The sequence below is a fragment of the Clostridium sp. LXY-7 genome (assembly GCF_056172015.1).
Window position 1 is genome coordinate 1 of sequence record NZ_JBLLJL010000013.1, and the last position, 15,931, is coordinate 15,931.

The following is a 15,931-nucleotide window of genomic DNA, read 5'->3' on the forward strand; positions in this document are numbered from 1 at the left end:
TTCCCATACCGAACACGCCAGTTAAGCCTTGGACGGCTGAGAGTACTGCAGGGGAAGCTCTGTGGGAGGGTAAGTGGTCGCCAAGTAAATATTGCCTCCAAGTTAAGGCTTGGAGGCATATATATGGTTCACTAGCTCAGTCGGTAGAGCACATGACTTTTAATCATGGTGTCCGGGGTTCGATTCCCCGGTGAGCCACCAAAAGCACTTCTAAATGAAGTGCTTTTTTTATGTGTTATTTTTTAGTTTGTTTATCTGGTTGCTTATTTTTCTCATCTTTCATAATTAAATAAAAAATAACACACATAACTGCAACTAATATCATTGATATTATATTTCTAACAGTCTTGTCAAGAGTGGTTGATAATGGTGTTTGAAGAAAGATTGCAAATGATATAGGGATTAATGCAACCAATCTATAAACTTTTCTTTCCTTAAAATAATCAATAACAACAAGGATCGCTAATATTACAAATATTAATATACTCATAATTTGTGTCAAACTTATCACCCTTTTTATTTATATATTATCAAATTTATACTAAAATATAGTTATTCATAGGTTGTATTATAGCATTAGTTTAAAAATATGTATATAATTTAGGCACATAAGTAGAGTAACAATATGAAGAATTAAAGAATAAATAACTTGTATATAATTATTAACATATTATAATAAAAAGTGGATAAGTTAAACACACTAATGTTATATATGTGGATAAAAATCAAAGTACTCAGTAGTTATATTATCGCTATTGGGTGTTTTATTTAGAGGTGATTTTATGATATTTGATAAAGATACTACAGTGGTAGAATTTATTAGAAGACCGAATAGATTTCAAGGATATGTATTAATAGAAGGAAAAGAAGAATTGGTACATGTGCCTAATACAGGTAGATGTAGAGAAATATTAATACCAGGTTGTAAAGTAGTTTTGAGATATGAAAGTGGTGAACATAGAAAAACTAGATTTAGCTTAATTGCAGGATATAAAGATGATAAGCTTATAAACATAGATTCTCAAGTTCCTAATAAAGTAGTAGAGGAAGCTCTTAGAAATAAGAAGATTAAGGCATTATCAAAGTATAATAACATATTAAGAGAAAAGACCTTTGGAAATAGCAGATTTGATTTTAAAATTTCCAATGATGAAGGAAAAGAATATTATTTAGAAGTTAAAGGAGTTACCTTAGAAAAAAATGGACATAGTATGTTCCCAGATGCACCTACGGAGCGAGGAAGAAAACATTTATTAGAGCTTGTTGAGGTTAAAAATAGTGGAAGAGGCGCTGGTGTTATATTTGTAATACAAATGAATGACATTAAGACATTTTCACCTAATGATGAGATGGATAGAGATTTTGGAGATGCATTGAGGTTTGCTAAGGAAAATGGAGTAGATATTTTTGCTTATGGATGTGACGTAGGTGAAAATTTCATTACATTAAAAAATAGTATTGATATATTATTATAAATTTAATCTAATAAAATCTTCATATTAAATAATAGGTTATAATTTAATACATTTGAAATGAGGGGATAATTTGAAGTATAATTTCTGTCCTTTGTGTGGAAGAAAATTAATTGAAAAATATAGTTGGGATGAAGGGGGAGTACCTTATTGTAAGCATGATGATATAATGTATTTTGATATACCTAAACCCTGTATAGTTGTAGCTATAATAAAGGAAGATAAAATTTTATTATTAAAGCAGAGTTACATATTTAAAGATTCAAAGGTATTAGTTTCAGGATATGTTGGAGTAGGTGAAACCTTAGAGGAAACAGTACACAGGGAAGTTAAGGAAGAAACAGGAATAACAATTAAGAATGTAAAGTATTTGGGAAGTGATTGTATAAAAGAAAAAGAACTACTAATGATTACCTTTATGGCTAAATATGTAGATGGAGATATAAATAAATCTTCTGAAGTCGAAGGTATATCATGGGAACCTATTAATGAAGCAATTCCTCAGATGAGGGAAGATAAAGTCGGAAAAAAGATTGTAGAAAGAGTACTAAGAGAGATGAACTTATTAAGTTAAGTAATTCAGATATTTCTAATAAGAAATTTATTAGTTAAAAATTCGATAATTAGAAAATATAGCAAGTTACAATAATCACAATTTTAAATAATAATATAGGTGAAAATTTAAAATTAAGGTGTTATTGTAATCCTTGCTTATAATTTTATTTACTAAATTGAATTATACTAGCTATAGTGTGCAAGAAACTTTGATTTTTATTTATTTATTTATTCTTAATAGTTTAATCTCAAGTTTAGAATTATCTGTATAGGATATATTTACATCATCTGTCATCATTCCAACAAGGAATAATTCATTATTTAAATCATCATCTCCATTAAGTCCCCAATAATACTCCTCCATGTCGGCTCTTCTAGGAACTGTTAGGAATCTGTTAAGTTCACAAATGATATTTTCATCTATATTTTTATTTATGCATTTAATATTAATTTGCGTATTTTCTTTATTTTCTTCAAAATGGATATCTATATTGTGACATTCTATTTTAAGTAAGTAATTCATTAACTCACTAAGTATTTTTATATTTCTTTGTCGTAGATGTTTCATTTTTTAAACTTCCTTTCTAAGAGAGGTTATCAGTGGAATTAAAAGCATACATACTAAGCCCCCAGAGAAACCGTTATTATATAGTATTAGTCCGCCATGTAAATAGCCTATATTCATTACTAAACAGGCATGTAAAAATCCTGCAATTACACCCCATGTAAAACCAAAGCTACCTGCTACTGGAGCTAATGTTGTACTAAATAATAAGCTTAATATCACATTAGGAGAATTTATACCCCAAATATTAAGGAAGGTACACAAAATGACTCCTAGCATTATAGGAAGTATGTTTTTTATATGTTTACCAAAAGCACCAAAACCAACAATGGTAAATATACCACCAAGAGTTGGGCCATTCAAGTCTCCTCTAATTACTAAAACAAGTAAAGTTGAGAATAGTCCTAACATCCCCATATTAATTAAGGTACATCCACCTCCAAAGAGCATATAGAAATCAGTTATTAACCTTCCAGAGTATTTAGTTAAATTTTTCATATTTTTAAAACTTTTATTATTATAATAAAAGCCTAATATAATCATAAATATAAATATAGATGAAAATAGTATAGTAAAGGAAGTATTATTTCCAGATGACCAGATTAAGATACTACTAAAATCTATACCAAATGCTCTAAGTACAGACATAAGAAGAGTTCCTAAGAGGCCAGCAGCCAATCCTACATTATAAAGGTTATAGCCTTGATGAAGTTTTATGCAATAAGATGCAACTGGAGGTAACAAGAATCCTATAAAGGTACTGATCAATGACCCAAGTAAAAATGATAAGAATAATGAATATCTATCATTTGATACTAGCTGAATAAAAACAGGAGAAAGTGTGGTACCAAATAGAGCTATAACTATATAGTTTTTAAAACATTGTTTTTGATATTTTGAATGAAGCCAAATACCAAATATTATAGGCCAAATATTAAAAATATTTTTCCCAAATAATGAAAAACCACTTACAGTAAATAATCCAGCAATAATAGTTCCACTTGGCTTTACTTTTAATTTTATTAGCATTATTATATATATAATTATGATAAGTGCACAATTGGTGAAGGTAGCACCAATGCCACCGATTTCCATATAATCAGTTATTAATATATCGGGTGATAAAATTATTGATTTTAAACCATAAATTATTTCGGAAATGCTATTAAAGTAAAGTGAACTTAGTAATAAAATTATGCTAAAACACAAAAATAATAAATAAGGGGTAGGAAAAATTTTTATTAGTTTATTTATAGTACCAACTCCTTTATTTTATATTTACAATAAACATATACAAGTGTATATTTAATTAATGTATTAATATTTAAGAAATTATTTATGTATATTATAGCAGTTGTTTTATTATTTAACTATACTGTACAAGCAATAATAGAGGAGGTAAAAATATGAGAAAGTATGTACCAGAATTTAAAGGATTATTAAGAAGTCATATGATTGAATTACCTACAGCAATAAGAGATGCTAGTGGAATAATAATTTTTGGTAAGAGACTAAAGTCCTTTGTTTTTTCGACAGATGTGGCGGTTATAAGGAACACTAATGCAGATGCTGTTATAGCAGTATATCCATTTACACCACAACCAATAATTACAGAAGCTTTAATATTAGCTTCAGATGTACCTATTTTTTGTGGAGTTGGAGGAGCAATAACAACAGGTAAGAGAGTTATAAACCTAGCTCTTGATGCTGAGTTTAAAGGAGCAATGGGTGTTGTAGTTAATTCGTCTACTCCAAATGAAGTTATAAGGGCTATGAGAGAAACAATAGATGTCCCTATAATAGTAACAATAGTATCGGAATATGAAGATATAGAAGGTAGAATAGAAGCAGGTACAACTATATTAAACGTTTCGGGAGCAAATAGAACTGCTGAAATTGTAAGAAAAATAAGAGAAAAACATCCAGACTTTCCTATTATTGCAACAGGAGGTCCGACAAATGAAACTATAAGGGAAACTATTCAAGCTGGTGCTAATGCTATAACATATACCCCAAATAGTACAAGAGATATATTAAGTGATATAATGGAAAATCACAGAGAAAGATGTAAGTATAATAGTGAAAAATAAAAACATGTTTTAGGAGATATGTCATGAGTATAGTTGTGTATAATTGTCAGAAGTGTCCAGAGTACATTTCATCTAAATGTGATGGAAAAGCTGAGAATTGCATGTGTAAAAAATGTCCGAGGAATTTGGGACAGTGTTTAATTACTAAATACTGTAGAGAAACAGAATCAATTTTAGAACAATAATAAAAAATACCATGAAAATTAAGTTTTTCATGGTGTTTTTATGTAAAGAATGAAATTAGCAATAATAGTATAGAAGTCATAAAGAGAGAAAATATAGATAAAGAATATAAACTAAGGAGTTGTATTTATGATATCAGGTGAAATTAAAATGTGCTACACTAAAAGTTTAATTATTTACAATATTAAAAATATTTTAAGTTGAGAAAATCTTCACATAATGCTACAATAAAGGTGGTTAAAATCTTATTAAATATAATTTTACTTATTTGGAGGGTGGATTATGCATAAAAAATTATTTATACCAGGTCCAGTGGAGGTTGCACCAGATGTTCTAGAAAAAATGGCTATGCCAATGATTGGGCACAGAAGTAAAGAAGCTTCTAGAATACAAAAGCAAATTAGTGAATATATGAGAGTTATATTTAACACTAAAGAGGAAATTTTACTTTCAACAACTTCAGGCAGTGGATTAATGGAAGGTGCTGTTCGTTCATGCACAGCTAAAAGAGCAGCTGTATTTGCAGTAGGTGCTTTTGGTAAGAGATGGTATGAAATGGCAGTTGCAAATAATGTTCCTGCAGATTTATTTGAAGTTGAGTGGGGAACTCCTACTACACCAGAACAAGTAGATGAGGTTTTAGCTACAGGAAAGTATGATTTGATAACTGTAACTCATAATGAAACATCTACAGGTGTAATGAATCCATTAGATGAGATTAGCAAAGTAGTTGCTAAATATCCTGAGGTAGTATTCTGCTTAGATACTGTAAGTTCAGCAGCAGGTACAGAGCTTAAGACAGATGAGTGGGGAGTTGACATATGTATAACTTCAACACAAAAAGCTATAGGACTTCCTCCAGGAATGTCGGCTTGTACATTTTCTAAAAAGGCTATAGAAAGAGCTAAAGAAGTTCCTTATAGAGGAATTTATCTAGATCTTTTAGGATTATATGAATATATACAAAAGAAAGACTATCAATATCCATCAACACCATCATTATCTCATATGTTTGCATTAGAATATCAACTTGATAAAATAATAAATCAAGAAGGACTTGAAAATAGATTTGCAAGACATATAGCTGGTGCTGAATTAGTTAGAGCATGGGCAAGAAAATATTTCGAAATTTTACCTGATGAGAAATATATGTCTAATACATTAACAAACATAAAGAATACTAGAAATATAGATATAGCAGCTTTAAATAAAGCATTAGGAGAAAGAGGTTACCAAATATCTAATGGATATGGTAAATTAAAAGATAAAACATTTAGAATAGCACATATGGCTGAAACTACTCCAGCAGAAATAGAAGAATTACTAAAAGTTATAAATGAAATATTAGGACTTGAATAAGGCTGCTTATATAAGAAGGGGATAAACCCCTTTTTATATTAAGAATTAGAAGTTTAAAGTTATAAATAGATAGGGGGATAATTATGGTTAGAGTATTAGTTACAGATGGTATGGAACAAAGTGCAGTTAGTACTTTAAAAGAAAAAGGATTTGAGGTTATTGAAAAATTTTATGCACCAGAAGAATTAGGGGAAGCCTTACAAGATTTTGATGTTATTGTAGTTAGAAGTGCAACAAAGGTTAGACAACCTATTATAGATAAAGCATGCGAAACTGGAAGACTAAAATTAGTAATCCGTGGTGGAGTAGGTGTAGATAATATAGATGTAAAATATGCTGAAAGCAAAGGCATAGCGGTACGTAATACTCCAAATTCTAGTAGTGCATCTGTAGCAGAGCTTGCACTAGCACATATGTTTAGTATTGCAAGATTTATAGGGGATGCAAACGTTACAATGAGAGCTGGAAAATGGCAAAAGAAGCTATATGAAGGAACAGAAATAGGTGGAAAAACTTTAGGACTAATAGGTTTTGGAAGAATTGCAAGAGAACTTGCAAAGAAAGCAGAAGCATTAGGAATGAAAGTTATATATACCGATATAATGGGTAAAATGGATGGATATGAAAATTATGAGTTCTGCACAATAGAAGAATTATTGCCAAAAGCAGACTATGTTTCACTTCATATACCATTTATTAAAGAACAAGGAGCAACTATAGGAAAAGCTCAAATAGAAATGATGAAAGACGGAGCTACACTAATCAATTGTGCAAGAGGTGGAGTAGTTGATGAAGAAGCTTTACTAGAAGCTTTAAATAGTGGTAAATTAGCTGGAGCTGGAGTAGATGTATTTATTGAAGAACCAACAAAAAATGAAGCTCTTATTAATCATTCAAGAGTATCAGTTACACCACATATAGGAGCAGCTACAGTAGAAGCTCAAACTAGAATTGGTGAAGAAATTATACAAACTATACTAAAGTTTTTTAACTAATAGTTAGTAGGAGGAAACATTATGGCAATAGTAAGACCATTTAAGGGGATAAGACCAACAAAAGAACTAGTAGATAAAGTTGCTGCACTTCCATATGATGTTATGAATACAGAAGAAGCTAGAGAGATGGTTGATGGAAATCCGTATTCATTTTTACATGTGGATAAAGCACAAATCGATTTAGATAAAAATATAAATCAATATGATGAAATAGTTTATAAGACTGCTAGAAAAAATCTAGATAATATGAGAACGGAAGGCACATACATACAAGATGATGAGCCTAAAATGTATATATATAGACAAGTAATGAATGGAAGAACTCAAACTGGTATAGTAGGATGTACATCTATTGATGATTACATGAATAACATAATAAAAAAACATGAGCATACTAGAGCAGAGAAAGAACAAGATAGAGTTAATCATGTTGATTACTGTAATGCCAACACAGGTCCAATTTTCTTAACATATAAGAATGTTAGTGAGATAGATAAAATCGTTAATAAATGGACTCAAGATGAGCCAGAGTATAACTTTGTTTCAGAAGATGGAATATCTCATATTGTATGGGTTATAAGATGTAAGGATGATATAGAAAAGTTAGAAGAGCAATTCAAAGGTGTACAATATCTTTATATAGCAGATGGGCACCATAGAGCAGCTTCAGCTGTAAGAGTTGGAAAAATGAGAAGAGAACAGAATCCAAACTATACAGGAGAAGAGGAATTTAATTTCTTCTTATCCGTTATATTCCCAGCAGATGACTTATATGTAATGGATTATAACAGAGTAGTTCAGGATCTAAATGGAAACTCAAGTGAAGAGTTTATGAATAAAATAGTAGATAAGTTTAAAGTGGAAGAGTATATGGGAGATGGTGAATATCGTCCTGAAAACAAAGGAAACTTTGGAATGTATTTAGATGAGAAATGGTATAAACTTACTGCTAAAGAAGGAACTTTTGATGCTAAAGATCCAGTTAAGAGCTTAGATGTTTCAATTCTTCAAACTAACTTATTACAACCTATTCTTGGAATAGAAGATCCTAGAACTAGTGATAGAATAGATTTTGTAGGTGGAATAAGAGGACTAAAGGAGCTTGAAAGAAGAGTATCAGAAGGAATGAAGATTGCATTTTCAATGTATCCAACAAGCATAGTAGAGCTTATGAATATTGCAGATGCAGGGGAAGTAATGCCACCAAAATCTACTTGGTTTGAACCAAAATTAAGAAGTGGAATATTTGTTCATGAATTAATATAGATGTCCCAATAAAAAAATCTCTGACTAAGAATAAAAAGATTGATCAAGAAAGAGAAAAAGGGATAGAAAATACAAGGGGAAACCAAAAGTAACGAATAAAAGGGTTATTAGAGATATAAAAAATGAGTAAGAAGGAATGAGGTGAAATATTAAAAAGCCTTATTCCTTTTAAATTTCAATTAATTTTTGAAGTGCAGTAATATTTCTTATTATAATTAGTTTATTTTCTAATATTTCAATTATATTTTGACTCTGAAAATAAGATAATTTACGGCTGACAGTTTCTCTGGTTACTCCTATAAAATTCGCCATGTCTTCACGGGATAAAGGAAGAATAATCTCAATTCCGTTATATGTTTTAGTACCAAAGGTTTTGGAAAGAGTTAAAAGAAGAGAAGCAAGCCTTATTTCAACGTCTTTAGTTGTCAGTGTTTGAACTAAATTTTCAAGTGTTGCTATTCTGTCATGGGCATATTCTAAGACTTTTATACTAATTTCAGGATTAGTTTTAATAAGTGTATCAAAATCATCTTTATGTATAATGCACATGCTTGTGAATTCAAGAGCCATTGCATTAAATTTAAATGTATCCTTTTTAAGTAAGTTTAGGTCACCTAAAAACTCGCCATCCTTTAGGATATAAAGGATTTGTTCTTTACCTTCCTTAGTATATTTATAAACTTTAATACTTCCAGTGTTTATAATAAATAACTTATCAAATATTTCTCCTTCAAAAAATATAATGTCGCCCTTTTGAAAGGATTTTTTTGTAATTAAATTTACCACCTTATTAAGATCTTTATCTGAAAGTGATGTAAATAAAGAAACTTTTTTAGCACAATATTTATGATGACATGTACAGCATCCATTGTATGAGTTCATATTATACCTCCATAATCCTTTTAATAGAATTGTACAATATTTATCATGTGTTTTAAATCACATACTATAAATTTAATATCTTTATAATTAAATTATAGATAAAAACTTAGAAATAAAAAATTATTAGGAGGAGTTATTATGATTAGTAATTTTAAGGATACAGATAAAATAGGAGATATTGTTACTATTTTTCCCGGGGCAAGTAATTTATTCTTAGAACATAGAATAGATTTTTGTTGTGGGGGTAATAGACCATTAGCAGAAGCAATAAAGGAGCAAAATCTCGACGAAAGTAAAATATTAACTTTGTTAAATGAGAGATATAAAGATTTCCAAGAAAAGAATGAGGAATTTACAGATTGGGCAAAGGAAAAACCAAGCAAACTTGTAGATTATATTGAAAGTACGCACCATGCATATTTAAGAGAAGAACTACCTAAAATAAGTGAACTTGCATTTAAAATATTAAAAGTACATGGTAAAGGTCACGAAGAACTTTTTAAAGTTCAAAAACTGTTTAATACTTTAAGAACAGAACTTGAGGAACATTTAGTAAAAGAAGAATTATTATTATTTCCAATTATAAAAGAATATGAAGTAGAAAAAAGTAACAATAATAAAGAAAAGATACTAAATCTCTTAAATGAATTAGAAAATGAGCATACTGGGGCAGGAGATATAATTAAAGAACTAAGGGAAGTAACAGAACATTATATTGCTCCCAAGAATGCTTGTAAAACTTTTGAATTAACATATAGAAAACTAATGGAATTAGAACAAGATACATTCCAACATATACATCTTGAAAACAATATCTTATTTAAGAGCATATAGTGGAGAGGATGATATTTATGTCATTGTAACAATTGTAAAAATATATTATGTATTTAGATAAGTGCAACCGTTGGTTGCACTTATTTAAATACTGTTGCATGTTATTTTTAATATGAGTATAATGTAAGAAGTTAAATTTAAAAAGGATGAGAATTACATGATATTAAGTAAAAATATAAAATATAATACTGTTTTTAAAAATTTAATGAGATTAATAATGGGAATTTTATTTATATACTATTTTATTAATAATAATTCGATATATTTTTTTAATGCGCTATTAGTAATTTTCGTATCACTAGTTCCAGATGTATTTTTTAGAGTGATAAGGATAAAACTTTCAAATACAGCAGATTTTGTAGTTCAGTTTTTTATATTTCTATCAATGGTTTTGGGAAAAATGTATAAGTTTTATACAATTTTTCCTTGGTGGGATTTATTTCTTCACTTTTCATCAGGAATTATTATTGGATTAGCTGCAGTTCTTGTTTTAAAGGTAGCTATAAAAGGAGATATATATGAAAAACTTTCACCTCTTTTTATTGCATTATTTATATTTGTTTTTTCGACGGCTGGAGCAGGGATTTGGGAGATATGGGAGTTTGCAGGAGATCAGTTATTTGGATTAGATTCACAATTTAACAGCTTAATAGACACTATGACAGATATTTGTATGGGTGTAGGAGCAGGATTATTAACGGCTATAATGGGGTATTATCATTGTAAAAAAGGTAAATTTAGATTTATTGGAGATTTAAAATTAGATAAAATAGAAACTAAAAATTAACATAGTTTAAAGGAGTGAAAATTATGGCTCAACATGCATTTTCAAGATCAGAGCTTTTAATTGGTAAAGAATCTTTAGATATACTAAAAGATAGCAAGGTTGTAGTATTTGGAATAGGTGGAGTCGGAAGCTTCACAGTAGAAGCATTGACAAGAGGAGCTATAGGAAATCTTGTTTTAATAGATGATGATGCTATATGCTTAACCAATATAAACAGACAAATTCATGCTACTTTTAAAACTTTAGGGAAAAGTAAGGTTCAGGTAATGAAAGAAAGGATTTTAGAAATAAATCCTAAATGTGAAGTTATAACTCATGAGATATTTGTTACAAAGGATAATATTGGGGAGATTATAACAGATGATGTAGACTATGTTGTTGATGCAATAGATACGGTATCATCTAAGATAGCCCTAATTGAATACTGTAAAGAAAAAAATATAGAAATAATTAGTTGTATGGGAACGGGAAATAAGCTTGACCCAACTCAGTTTAGAATTGCAGATATCTATGATACTAAGGTATGTCCACTTGCGAAGGTAATGAGATATGAACTTAGGAAAAGAGAGATAAAAAACTGCAAGGTGCTATATTCAGAGGAAATTCCTCAGAAGCCAAAGCAAGAGGATGTAGTGACTTGCAAAACAGGTTGTGTATGTACTGGTGGATCAAAAAAATGTGCAATTAAACGTCAAATACCAGCAAGTAACTCTTTCGTGCCTCCAGTGGCAGGAATGATAATTGGAGGGCAAGTAATTAAAGATTTAATTAAAGAAAGCTTAATGAGGGAAAGCGAAAAGAAAATATTAAAGCTATAATAAAACCCGTAGCCTTGTGCTACGGGTTTTTAGTATAAAGAGATATTATTTTAAAATCTACATTTTAAAATGAAAATGGTCACAAGGATAAATATATCTGAGAGCCATAGTATTACCACTCATTAAGAAAACAGTACAATGAGGGATATGAATCTAACTTTGACATTAGACTTATATATTCATCCATTGCTTTTTCATTTTCATCGCTGACTTTTATAGCTCTAATCATCAAATTCTTTGGTGTTTCAAGAGGAGAGATATACTCTACGACTGACACATCATAACCCTTAGCCTCTAACATTAAGCTTCTCATTCCATCTGTTAGGATATCTGCCATTCTAGTTTTAAATACCCCATGTTTTAATATAGATTTAAATGGAGAATAGGAGTATTGACTTAGCATTTCTCTATGACAACAAGGTACAGCAATAATTACATCGGATTCTAATCTAATTCCTAAAGCTAAAGCCATATCTGTAGCTGTGTCACAAGCATGAAGAGATATAACTACATGAATTTTCTTATCTGGAGTATAATCTTTTATATCAATAGCATGAAACTCCATATTTCTATAGCCAAGGTTATCAGCCATAGCTTTAGAACTTTCGATAACCTGCTTAGAATAATCTAAGCCTATAAAATGACATTTTCTCTTTTTAACCTCTGTTAGGTAGTAATTAAGAACAAAAGAGAGATAAGATTTTCCGCAGCCACAATCTAATATATTTATGATAGTGTTTCTTGGCAGTTCGTCTAATATACCCTCAAGAAGCTCCACATAGTGATCTATTTGATTATATTTTCTCACCTTATCATTTTTTATTTTACCATCTTTGCTCATTATACCAATTTCTTTAAGCAGACTATCAGCTTTACCAACTTTTATGTAATAATCTCTATTAAGAAGTGTAGAAGTAGTATTAACATGAGATATATCAGTTTTATTATTAGAAACAGTGTCTTGATTGGAAGTACTGTTAGTAATATTTTTCATAGTAACATTTTTATTATCGCCAATTATGATAAGAGTTTCTCCACGCTCATTATAAGTAATTGAAACTGACTCATAGCTTTCACACTCTTTTAAGATGTTATCAAAGAGCTCTTTTATAGTTAATTTCTTTGTAACACCTTTAAAATTATAGTCTAACTCATCATTATTTAAATTAGCAGTTCCTTTAAAAGTTTTAAGGCCTGAACTATATTCAACAGTAATATGATTAAATATAGTTAAGTTCTCAGAAAACCTATTTTGTAGGCCCATAAAAAATAAGTTTAATTTGCTTATGTTATTTTTATTCATATATCATCATCCTTCTATATACTTATAATGCTTAGTATATCAAAATATAATAAGTACTAAAAGTATTAAATGAATTGTCGATAAATATACTTATTTTCGAATATAAAATAATACTATTATGAATAGTTTAGAGTTATAGTATGATATAATATTTTTTGTTGAAGGGGGTGGTAGTTTGGTAAAGAGGAGAAATAATACTTATATGATTATATTCATATTTGGAATAATGGCACTGAGTGCTATAGCAGATACGACAAAAGGGGTGTTAACACCTTTATTTATAGAAGATTTTCATGTAAGCAATACTAGTATAGGAATCATGCTTGCGGCATGTTCATTAGGATATATTATATTTACATATTTTGGTGGCATATTATGTGAGAAGATAGGGCAAAGGAAAGTATTTTTCTTAGGTATAATAGCAACTATTATATCACTTTTAACAATATATTCATCAAAGAATTTTATGGGATTGATAATTGGCATGTTCATAATGAACATAGGAATCTCCTTCATATCAATAAGTATAAATACATTAATACCTATTATATTTGCTTCTTTTCAAGCTGTAATAATGAATATAACCCACTGCTGTTTTGGTATTGGTGCTACTTTAGCCTCATTTATATCAGGTACAATAATAGCCTCAGGTAGTTCATGGAGGAATATATATATAGGAATAGCTATTGCATTTATATTTGTACTAATATATTTCTTATTTATAGATATACCAGTAGTTAAGAGAACCGATGAAGTAAAAAAATTTAATAGTAGAGATGTATTTAAAGATAAGTATGTATATTTATATGGTATGGCATTAGGAACTTATGTTTTCGCAGAGATGAGTACAACAAATTGGCTAACTAATTTTCTTCAGCAAAGTTATAATTTTAGCTCAGCTAAAAGTTCTATGTATTTAACGGCATTTCTATTTTTATTTACAATAGGTAGATTGGGTGGAGGTTTCATTGCCGAAAAAAAAGGATACTTCAAATCTGTATTGATATCGCTCTTCGTAGCGGTATTACTTTTCACAGTAGCTCTAATGATTGGAGATGGAGCTTTAATTTTAGTATGTATATCTGGACTATTTTTTGCTATAACATTTCCTACAGTAGTATTAACTATAGGTAAAGTATTTAAAGAAAATAGTTCATATGTGACTGGTGTAGTAATAACATTTTCAAGCTTTGTAAACATGATAATGAATTTAATAATTGGAAGGCTTAACGATATAATAGGAACAACAAGTGCATTTTATATTATACCAATAAGCTTAATGACATCTATAATATTCATTACTATAATCTATAAAAAGAAAAAGTACGTTTTAGCTGAGGTAGGTAAAAAAAATGAGTAAAGAAAAAATAGTAACAATTAGTAGTTTAAATGAAAATAATGGAGAATATATTATAAGAGATTCAGTAGGTATTACTATTGGTAGATTTTATATTTTAAATTTAGATAACATAAATAAAAGTTCATTAATTAGATTAAAATTTTACAAGAGCGGAAAAGAAGGAATTATTCTATTAGAGGAAACACTTAAGGTAATACTTGATACTCTTATAAAAAATGAACATATGCATAAAGTAAATATAATATGTGAGGAAAAAATAAGTTTAACACCCTTTACTAATATAGGATTTCAATTAGAAGGATATATATCGAATAATATTATTAATGGAAATAAATATGAAAGCTCCTTAATGTTTGGAATTGTAGAAGAAGATTATGATAAAAATTTTATTATGAAAGACCTTTGTATTCAAGGTAAAGAGATAAGTATTAAGGTTTTAATCGGAGATGATTGTGAAAAACTTTTAGACTACTACCAAAGGAACAAAAGATATCTTTCTAAGTTTGAGCCACATAGAGATGAAAATTTTTATGATTTAGAAATACAAAGACAGTCACTTATAGAAAATTACAAACAATTTCTCAAGGGGGAAGGAGCTCATTTTGGAATATATAAGGATAGTAAGCTAATAGGTAGGATAAGAATATATAATATAGTATATGGAGTATTTAAAAATGGTTTTATAGGATATTCTATTGATGAGAAGTATCAAGGAAATGGTTATATGAAAGAAGCTGTATCGTTAGTCCTTCAATATGCCTTTGAAGATCTAGGCCTTCATAGAATAGAAGCATCTACTTTAGTAGAAAATGAAAAATCAAAGGGTGTATTAAAAGCATGTAAATTTACTGAAATAGGAATATGTAAAGACTATTTATATATAAATGGAAGATGGAGAGATCATAATATATTTTATAGGACAAATAAATAGTAAATTACGAAGTAATTTATTTAGTGAAGTGCAATCGGAGGTTGTAGTGAAGTATTCGCTCTGCTTGTTAGAGAAGTGCAGCGAGCTGCAGTGAAGTGTTAGCGTTGCAGTTTACTGCATTTCACTGAGACAAAGTGAGCTCTTCTCTGCAATAGCTGGTTGCACTTATCTAAATAAAATGCTTAGTATTTTATTTAGATTACGTATACTAGTCCATGTGTATCAATAGAAGTATAAGTAAGTATTTTTTAGCATAATCTCATAAAATGGCTATAATCTTAGCAAATAATTAATTATAGCAAATTACCAGTGAATAATTATGTTAATATAAATCTTGTCGCTGAGAGGCGATGAGAAAACAACAAAAAAAACGAGTTAAAAAAACTTGAAAAAAGTTGTTGACAGGTAAGAAATTACCTGATAGAATAGTAAAAGTCGTCACTAGTAAGTGATGAAGAAATGGTCTTTGAAAATTAAACAGAGAAGAAGGTAAAACCAGTTAATTCCGATAGAGAAATCTATCAAAATGAC

Annotated in this window: 17 protein-coding genes, 1 tRNA gene and 1 rRNA gene; 14 read left to right on the top strand and 5 right to left on the bottom strand. The window is 29.2% G+C overall.

All coding sequences use genetic code 11. The annotated features are described in order from the left end of the window. Both rrf and ACI48Q_RS20700 read left to right on the top strand, forming a co-directional pair. Window positions 1-86, top strand: a 5S ribosomal RNA gene (rrf, locus tag ACI48Q_RS20695); the annotation flags it as partial. 39 nt (window positions 87-125) lie between these two features. Then, window positions 126-201: transfer RNA gene (locus tag ACI48Q_RS20700), tRNA-Lys, on the top strand. Between the two features lie 34 nt (window positions 202-235). Here the strand turns inward: ACI48Q_RS20700 and ACI48Q_RS20705 are convergent. Further along, entirely contained in the window at window positions 236-502 is a 267-nt protein-coding gene (locus tag ACI48Q_RS20705; RefSeq protein ID WP_474921005.1) for a hypothetical protein, read from the bottom strand. Window positions 503-782: 280 nt separating this feature from the next. On the opposite strand from ACI48Q_RS20705, the gene sfsA reads away from it, so the two are divergent. Together sfsA and ACI48Q_RS20715 are read left to right on the top strand one after the other, a co-directional pair. Continuing rightward, a complete protein-coding gene (gene sfsA / locus ACI48Q_RS20710; RefSeq protein WP_474921006.1) occupies window positions 783-1,475 on the top strand; it encodes a DNA/RNA nuclease SfsA in 693 nt (230 codons plus the stop codon). A gap of 70 nt (window positions 1,476-1,545) precedes the next feature. Beyond that, window positions 1,546-2,046, top strand: a complete 501-nt coding sequence (locus tag ACI48Q_RS20715) for an NAD(+) diphosphatase (protein ID WP_474921007.1) — start codon at window positions 1,546-1,548, stop codon at window positions 2,044-2,046. 201 nt (window positions 2,047-2,247) lie between these two features. Here the strand turns inward: ACI48Q_RS20715 and ACI48Q_RS20720 are convergent, their stop codons facing one another. Both ACI48Q_RS20720 and ACI48Q_RS20725 read right to left on the bottom strand, forming a co-directional pair. After that, window positions 2,248-2,595 carry a hypothetical protein gene (locus ACI48Q_RS20720; RefSeq protein WP_474921008.1) on the bottom strand — a complete coding sequence of 116 codons (348 nt, stop codon included), beginning with the start codon at window positions 2,593-2,595 and terminating at the stop codon, window positions 2,248-2,250. A 3-nt stretch (window positions 2,596-2,598) separates the two neighbouring features. Then, window positions 2,599-3,801, bottom strand: a complete 1,203-nt coding sequence (locus tag ACI48Q_RS20725) for a DUF1576 domain-containing protein (RefSeq protein ID WP_474921009.1) — start codon at window positions 3,799-3,801, stop codon at window positions 2,599-2,601. Between the two features lie 197 nt (window positions 3,802-3,998). Here ACI48Q_RS20725 and ACI48Q_RS20730 point away from each other — a divergent pair, with 197 nt between their 5' ends. The 5 genes from ACI48Q_RS20730 (at window position 3,999) to ACI48Q_RS20750 (ending at window position 8,485) form a co-directional block, all read left to right on the top strand. Next, the gene (locus ACI48Q_RS20730; protein ID WP_474921010.1) at window positions 3,999-4,682 is read left to right on the top strand and encodes a hydrolase; all 684 of its coding nucleotides are present in this window, start codon (window positions 3,999-4,001) and stop codon (window positions 4,680-4,682) included. Between the two features lie 23 nt (window positions 4,683-4,705). Then, window positions 4,706-4,867, top strand: coding sequence for a hypothetical protein (locus ACI48Q_RS20735; protein ID WP_474921011.1), 162 nt, complete (start codon window positions 4,706-4,708; stop codon window positions 4,865-4,867). Window positions 4,868-5,147: 280 nt separating this feature from the next. After that, complete coding sequence (locus ACI48Q_RS20740) at window positions 5,148-6,224, top strand: pyridoxal-phosphate-dependent aminotransferase family protein (RefSeq protein WP_474921012.1); 1,077 nt, start codon at window positions 5,148-5,150, stop codon at window positions 6,222-6,224. Between the two features lie 83 nt (window positions 6,225-6,307). After that, window positions 6,308-7,219 (top strand): D-2-hydroxyacid dehydrogenase, encoded by a 912-nt coding sequence (locus tag ACI48Q_RS20745; RefSeq protein WP_474921013.1) that lies wholly within the window; start codon window positions 6,308-6,310, stop codon window positions 7,217-7,219. 21 nt (window positions 7,220-7,240) lie between these two features. Beyond that, window positions 7,241-8,485, top strand: coding sequence for a DUF1015 domain-containing protein (locus ACI48Q_RS20750; protein WP_474921014.1), 1,245 nt, complete (start codon window positions 7,241-7,243; stop codon window positions 8,483-8,485). Between the two features lie 168 nt (window positions 8,486-8,653). On the opposite strand, the gene ACI48Q_RS20755 is transcribed toward ACI48Q_RS20750, so the two are convergent. Further along, window positions 8,654-9,367 carry a Crp/Fnr family transcriptional regulator gene (locus ACI48Q_RS20755; RefSeq protein WP_474921015.1) on the bottom strand — a complete coding sequence of 238 codons (714 nt, stop codon included), beginning with the start codon at window positions 9,365-9,367 and terminating at the stop codon, window positions 8,654-8,656. A gap of 138 nt (window positions 9,368-9,505) precedes the next feature. Between ACI48Q_RS20755 and ric the strand changes: the two genes are divergently transcribed. From ric to ACI48Q_RS20770, 3 genes are all read left to right on the top strand, one after another. After that, window positions 9,506-10,201, top strand: a complete 696-nt coding sequence (gene ric / locus ACI48Q_RS20760) for an iron-sulfur cluster repair di-iron protein (RefSeq protein WP_474921016.1) — start codon at window positions 9,506-9,508, stop codon at window positions 10,199-10,201. Window positions 10,202-10,358: 157 nt separating this feature from the next. Continuing rightward, window positions 10,359-10,988 carry a DUF2238 domain-containing protein gene (locus ACI48Q_RS20765; protein ID WP_474921017.1) on the top strand — a complete coding sequence of 210 codons (630 nt, stop codon included), beginning with the start codon at window positions 10,359-10,361 and terminating at the stop codon, window positions 10,986-10,988. Between the two features lie 23 nt (window positions 10,989-11,011). Next, entirely contained in the window at window positions 11,012-11,806 is a 795-nt protein-coding gene (locus ACI48Q_RS20770; RefSeq protein WP_474921018.1) for a tRNA threonylcarbamoyladenosine dehydratase, read from the top strand. 112 nt (window positions 11,807-11,918) lie between these two features. Here the strand turns inward: ACI48Q_RS20770 and ACI48Q_RS20775 are convergent, their stop codons facing one another. Beyond that, entirely contained in the window at window positions 11,919-13,109 is a 1,191-nt protein-coding gene (locus ACI48Q_RS20775) for a class I SAM-dependent methyltransferase (RefSeq protein ID WP_474921019.1), read from the bottom strand. A gap of 175 nt (window positions 13,110-13,284) precedes the next feature. Here ACI48Q_RS20775 and ACI48Q_RS20780 point away from each other — a divergent pair, with 175 nt between their 5' ends. Then, window positions 13,285-14,469, top strand: coding sequence for an MFS transporter (locus ACI48Q_RS20780; protein WP_474921020.1), 1,185 nt, complete (start codon window positions 13,285-13,287; stop codon window positions 14,467-14,469). Then, on the top strand, window positions 14,462-15,400 hold the full coding sequence (locus tag ACI48Q_RS20785) for a GNAT family N-acetyltransferase (protein WP_474921021.1): 939 nt from the start codon (window positions 14,462-14,464) through the stop codon (window positions 15,398-15,400). The genes ACI48Q_RS20780 and ACI48Q_RS20785 overlap by 8 nt, the downstream gene beginning before the upstream one ends. Window positions 15,401-15,931 lie beyond the last annotated feature (531 nt).

What these genes read in the sequence shown, in the direction of transcription:
- sfsA (WP_474921006.1), top strand. Translation starts at nt 783, where the DNA reads ATGATATTTGATAAAGATACTACAGTGGTAGAATTTATTAGAAGACCG.
- ACI48Q_RS20720 (WP_474921008.1), bottom strand. Translation starts at nt 2,595, where the DNA reads ATGAAACATCTACGACAAAGAAATATAAAAATACTTAGTGAGTTAATG.
- ACI48Q_RS20730 (WP_474921010.1), top strand. Translation starts at nt 3,999, where the DNA reads ATGAGAAAGTATGTACCAGAATTTAAAGGATTATTAAGAAGTCATATG.
- ACI48Q_RS20735 (WP_474921011.1), top strand. Translation starts at nt 4,706, where the DNA reads ATGAGTATAGTTGTGTATAATTGTCAGAAGTGTCCAGAGTACATTTCA.
- ACI48Q_RS20740 (WP_474921012.1), top strand. Translation starts at nt 5,148, where the DNA reads ATGCATAAAAAATTATTTATACCAGGTCCAGTGGAGGTTGCACCAGAT.
- ACI48Q_RS20745 (WP_474921013.1), top strand. Translation starts at nt 6,308, where the DNA reads ATGGTTAGAGTATTAGTTACAGATGGTATGGAACAAAGTGCAGTTAGT.
- ACI48Q_RS20750 (WP_474921014.1), top strand. Translation starts at nt 7,241, where the DNA reads ATGGCAATAGTAAGACCATTTAAGGGGATAAGACCAACAAAAGAACTA.
- ACI48Q_RS20755 (WP_474921015.1), bottom strand. Translation starts at nt 9,367, where the DNA reads ATGAACTCATACAATGGATGCTGTACATGTCATCATAAATATTGTGCT.
- ric (WP_474921016.1), top strand. Translation starts at nt 9,506, where the DNA reads ATGATTAGTAATTTTAAGGATACAGATAAAATAGGAGATATTGTTACT.
- ACI48Q_RS20765 (WP_474921017.1), top strand. Translation starts at nt 10,359, where the DNA reads ATGATATTAAGTAAAAATATAAAATATAATACTGTTTTTAAAAATTTA.
- ACI48Q_RS20770 (WP_474921018.1), top strand. Translation starts at nt 11,012, where the DNA reads ATGGCTCAACATGCATTTTCAAGATCAGAGCTTTTAATTGGTAAAGAA.
- ACI48Q_RS20775 (WP_474921019.1), bottom strand. Translation starts at nt 13,109, where the DNA reads ATGAATAAAAATAACATAAGCAAATTAAACTTATTTTTTATGGGCCTA.
- ACI48Q_RS20785 (WP_474921021.1), top strand. Translation starts at nt 14,462, where the DNA reads ATGAGTAAAGAAAAAATAGTAACAATTAGTAGTTTAAATGAAAATAAT.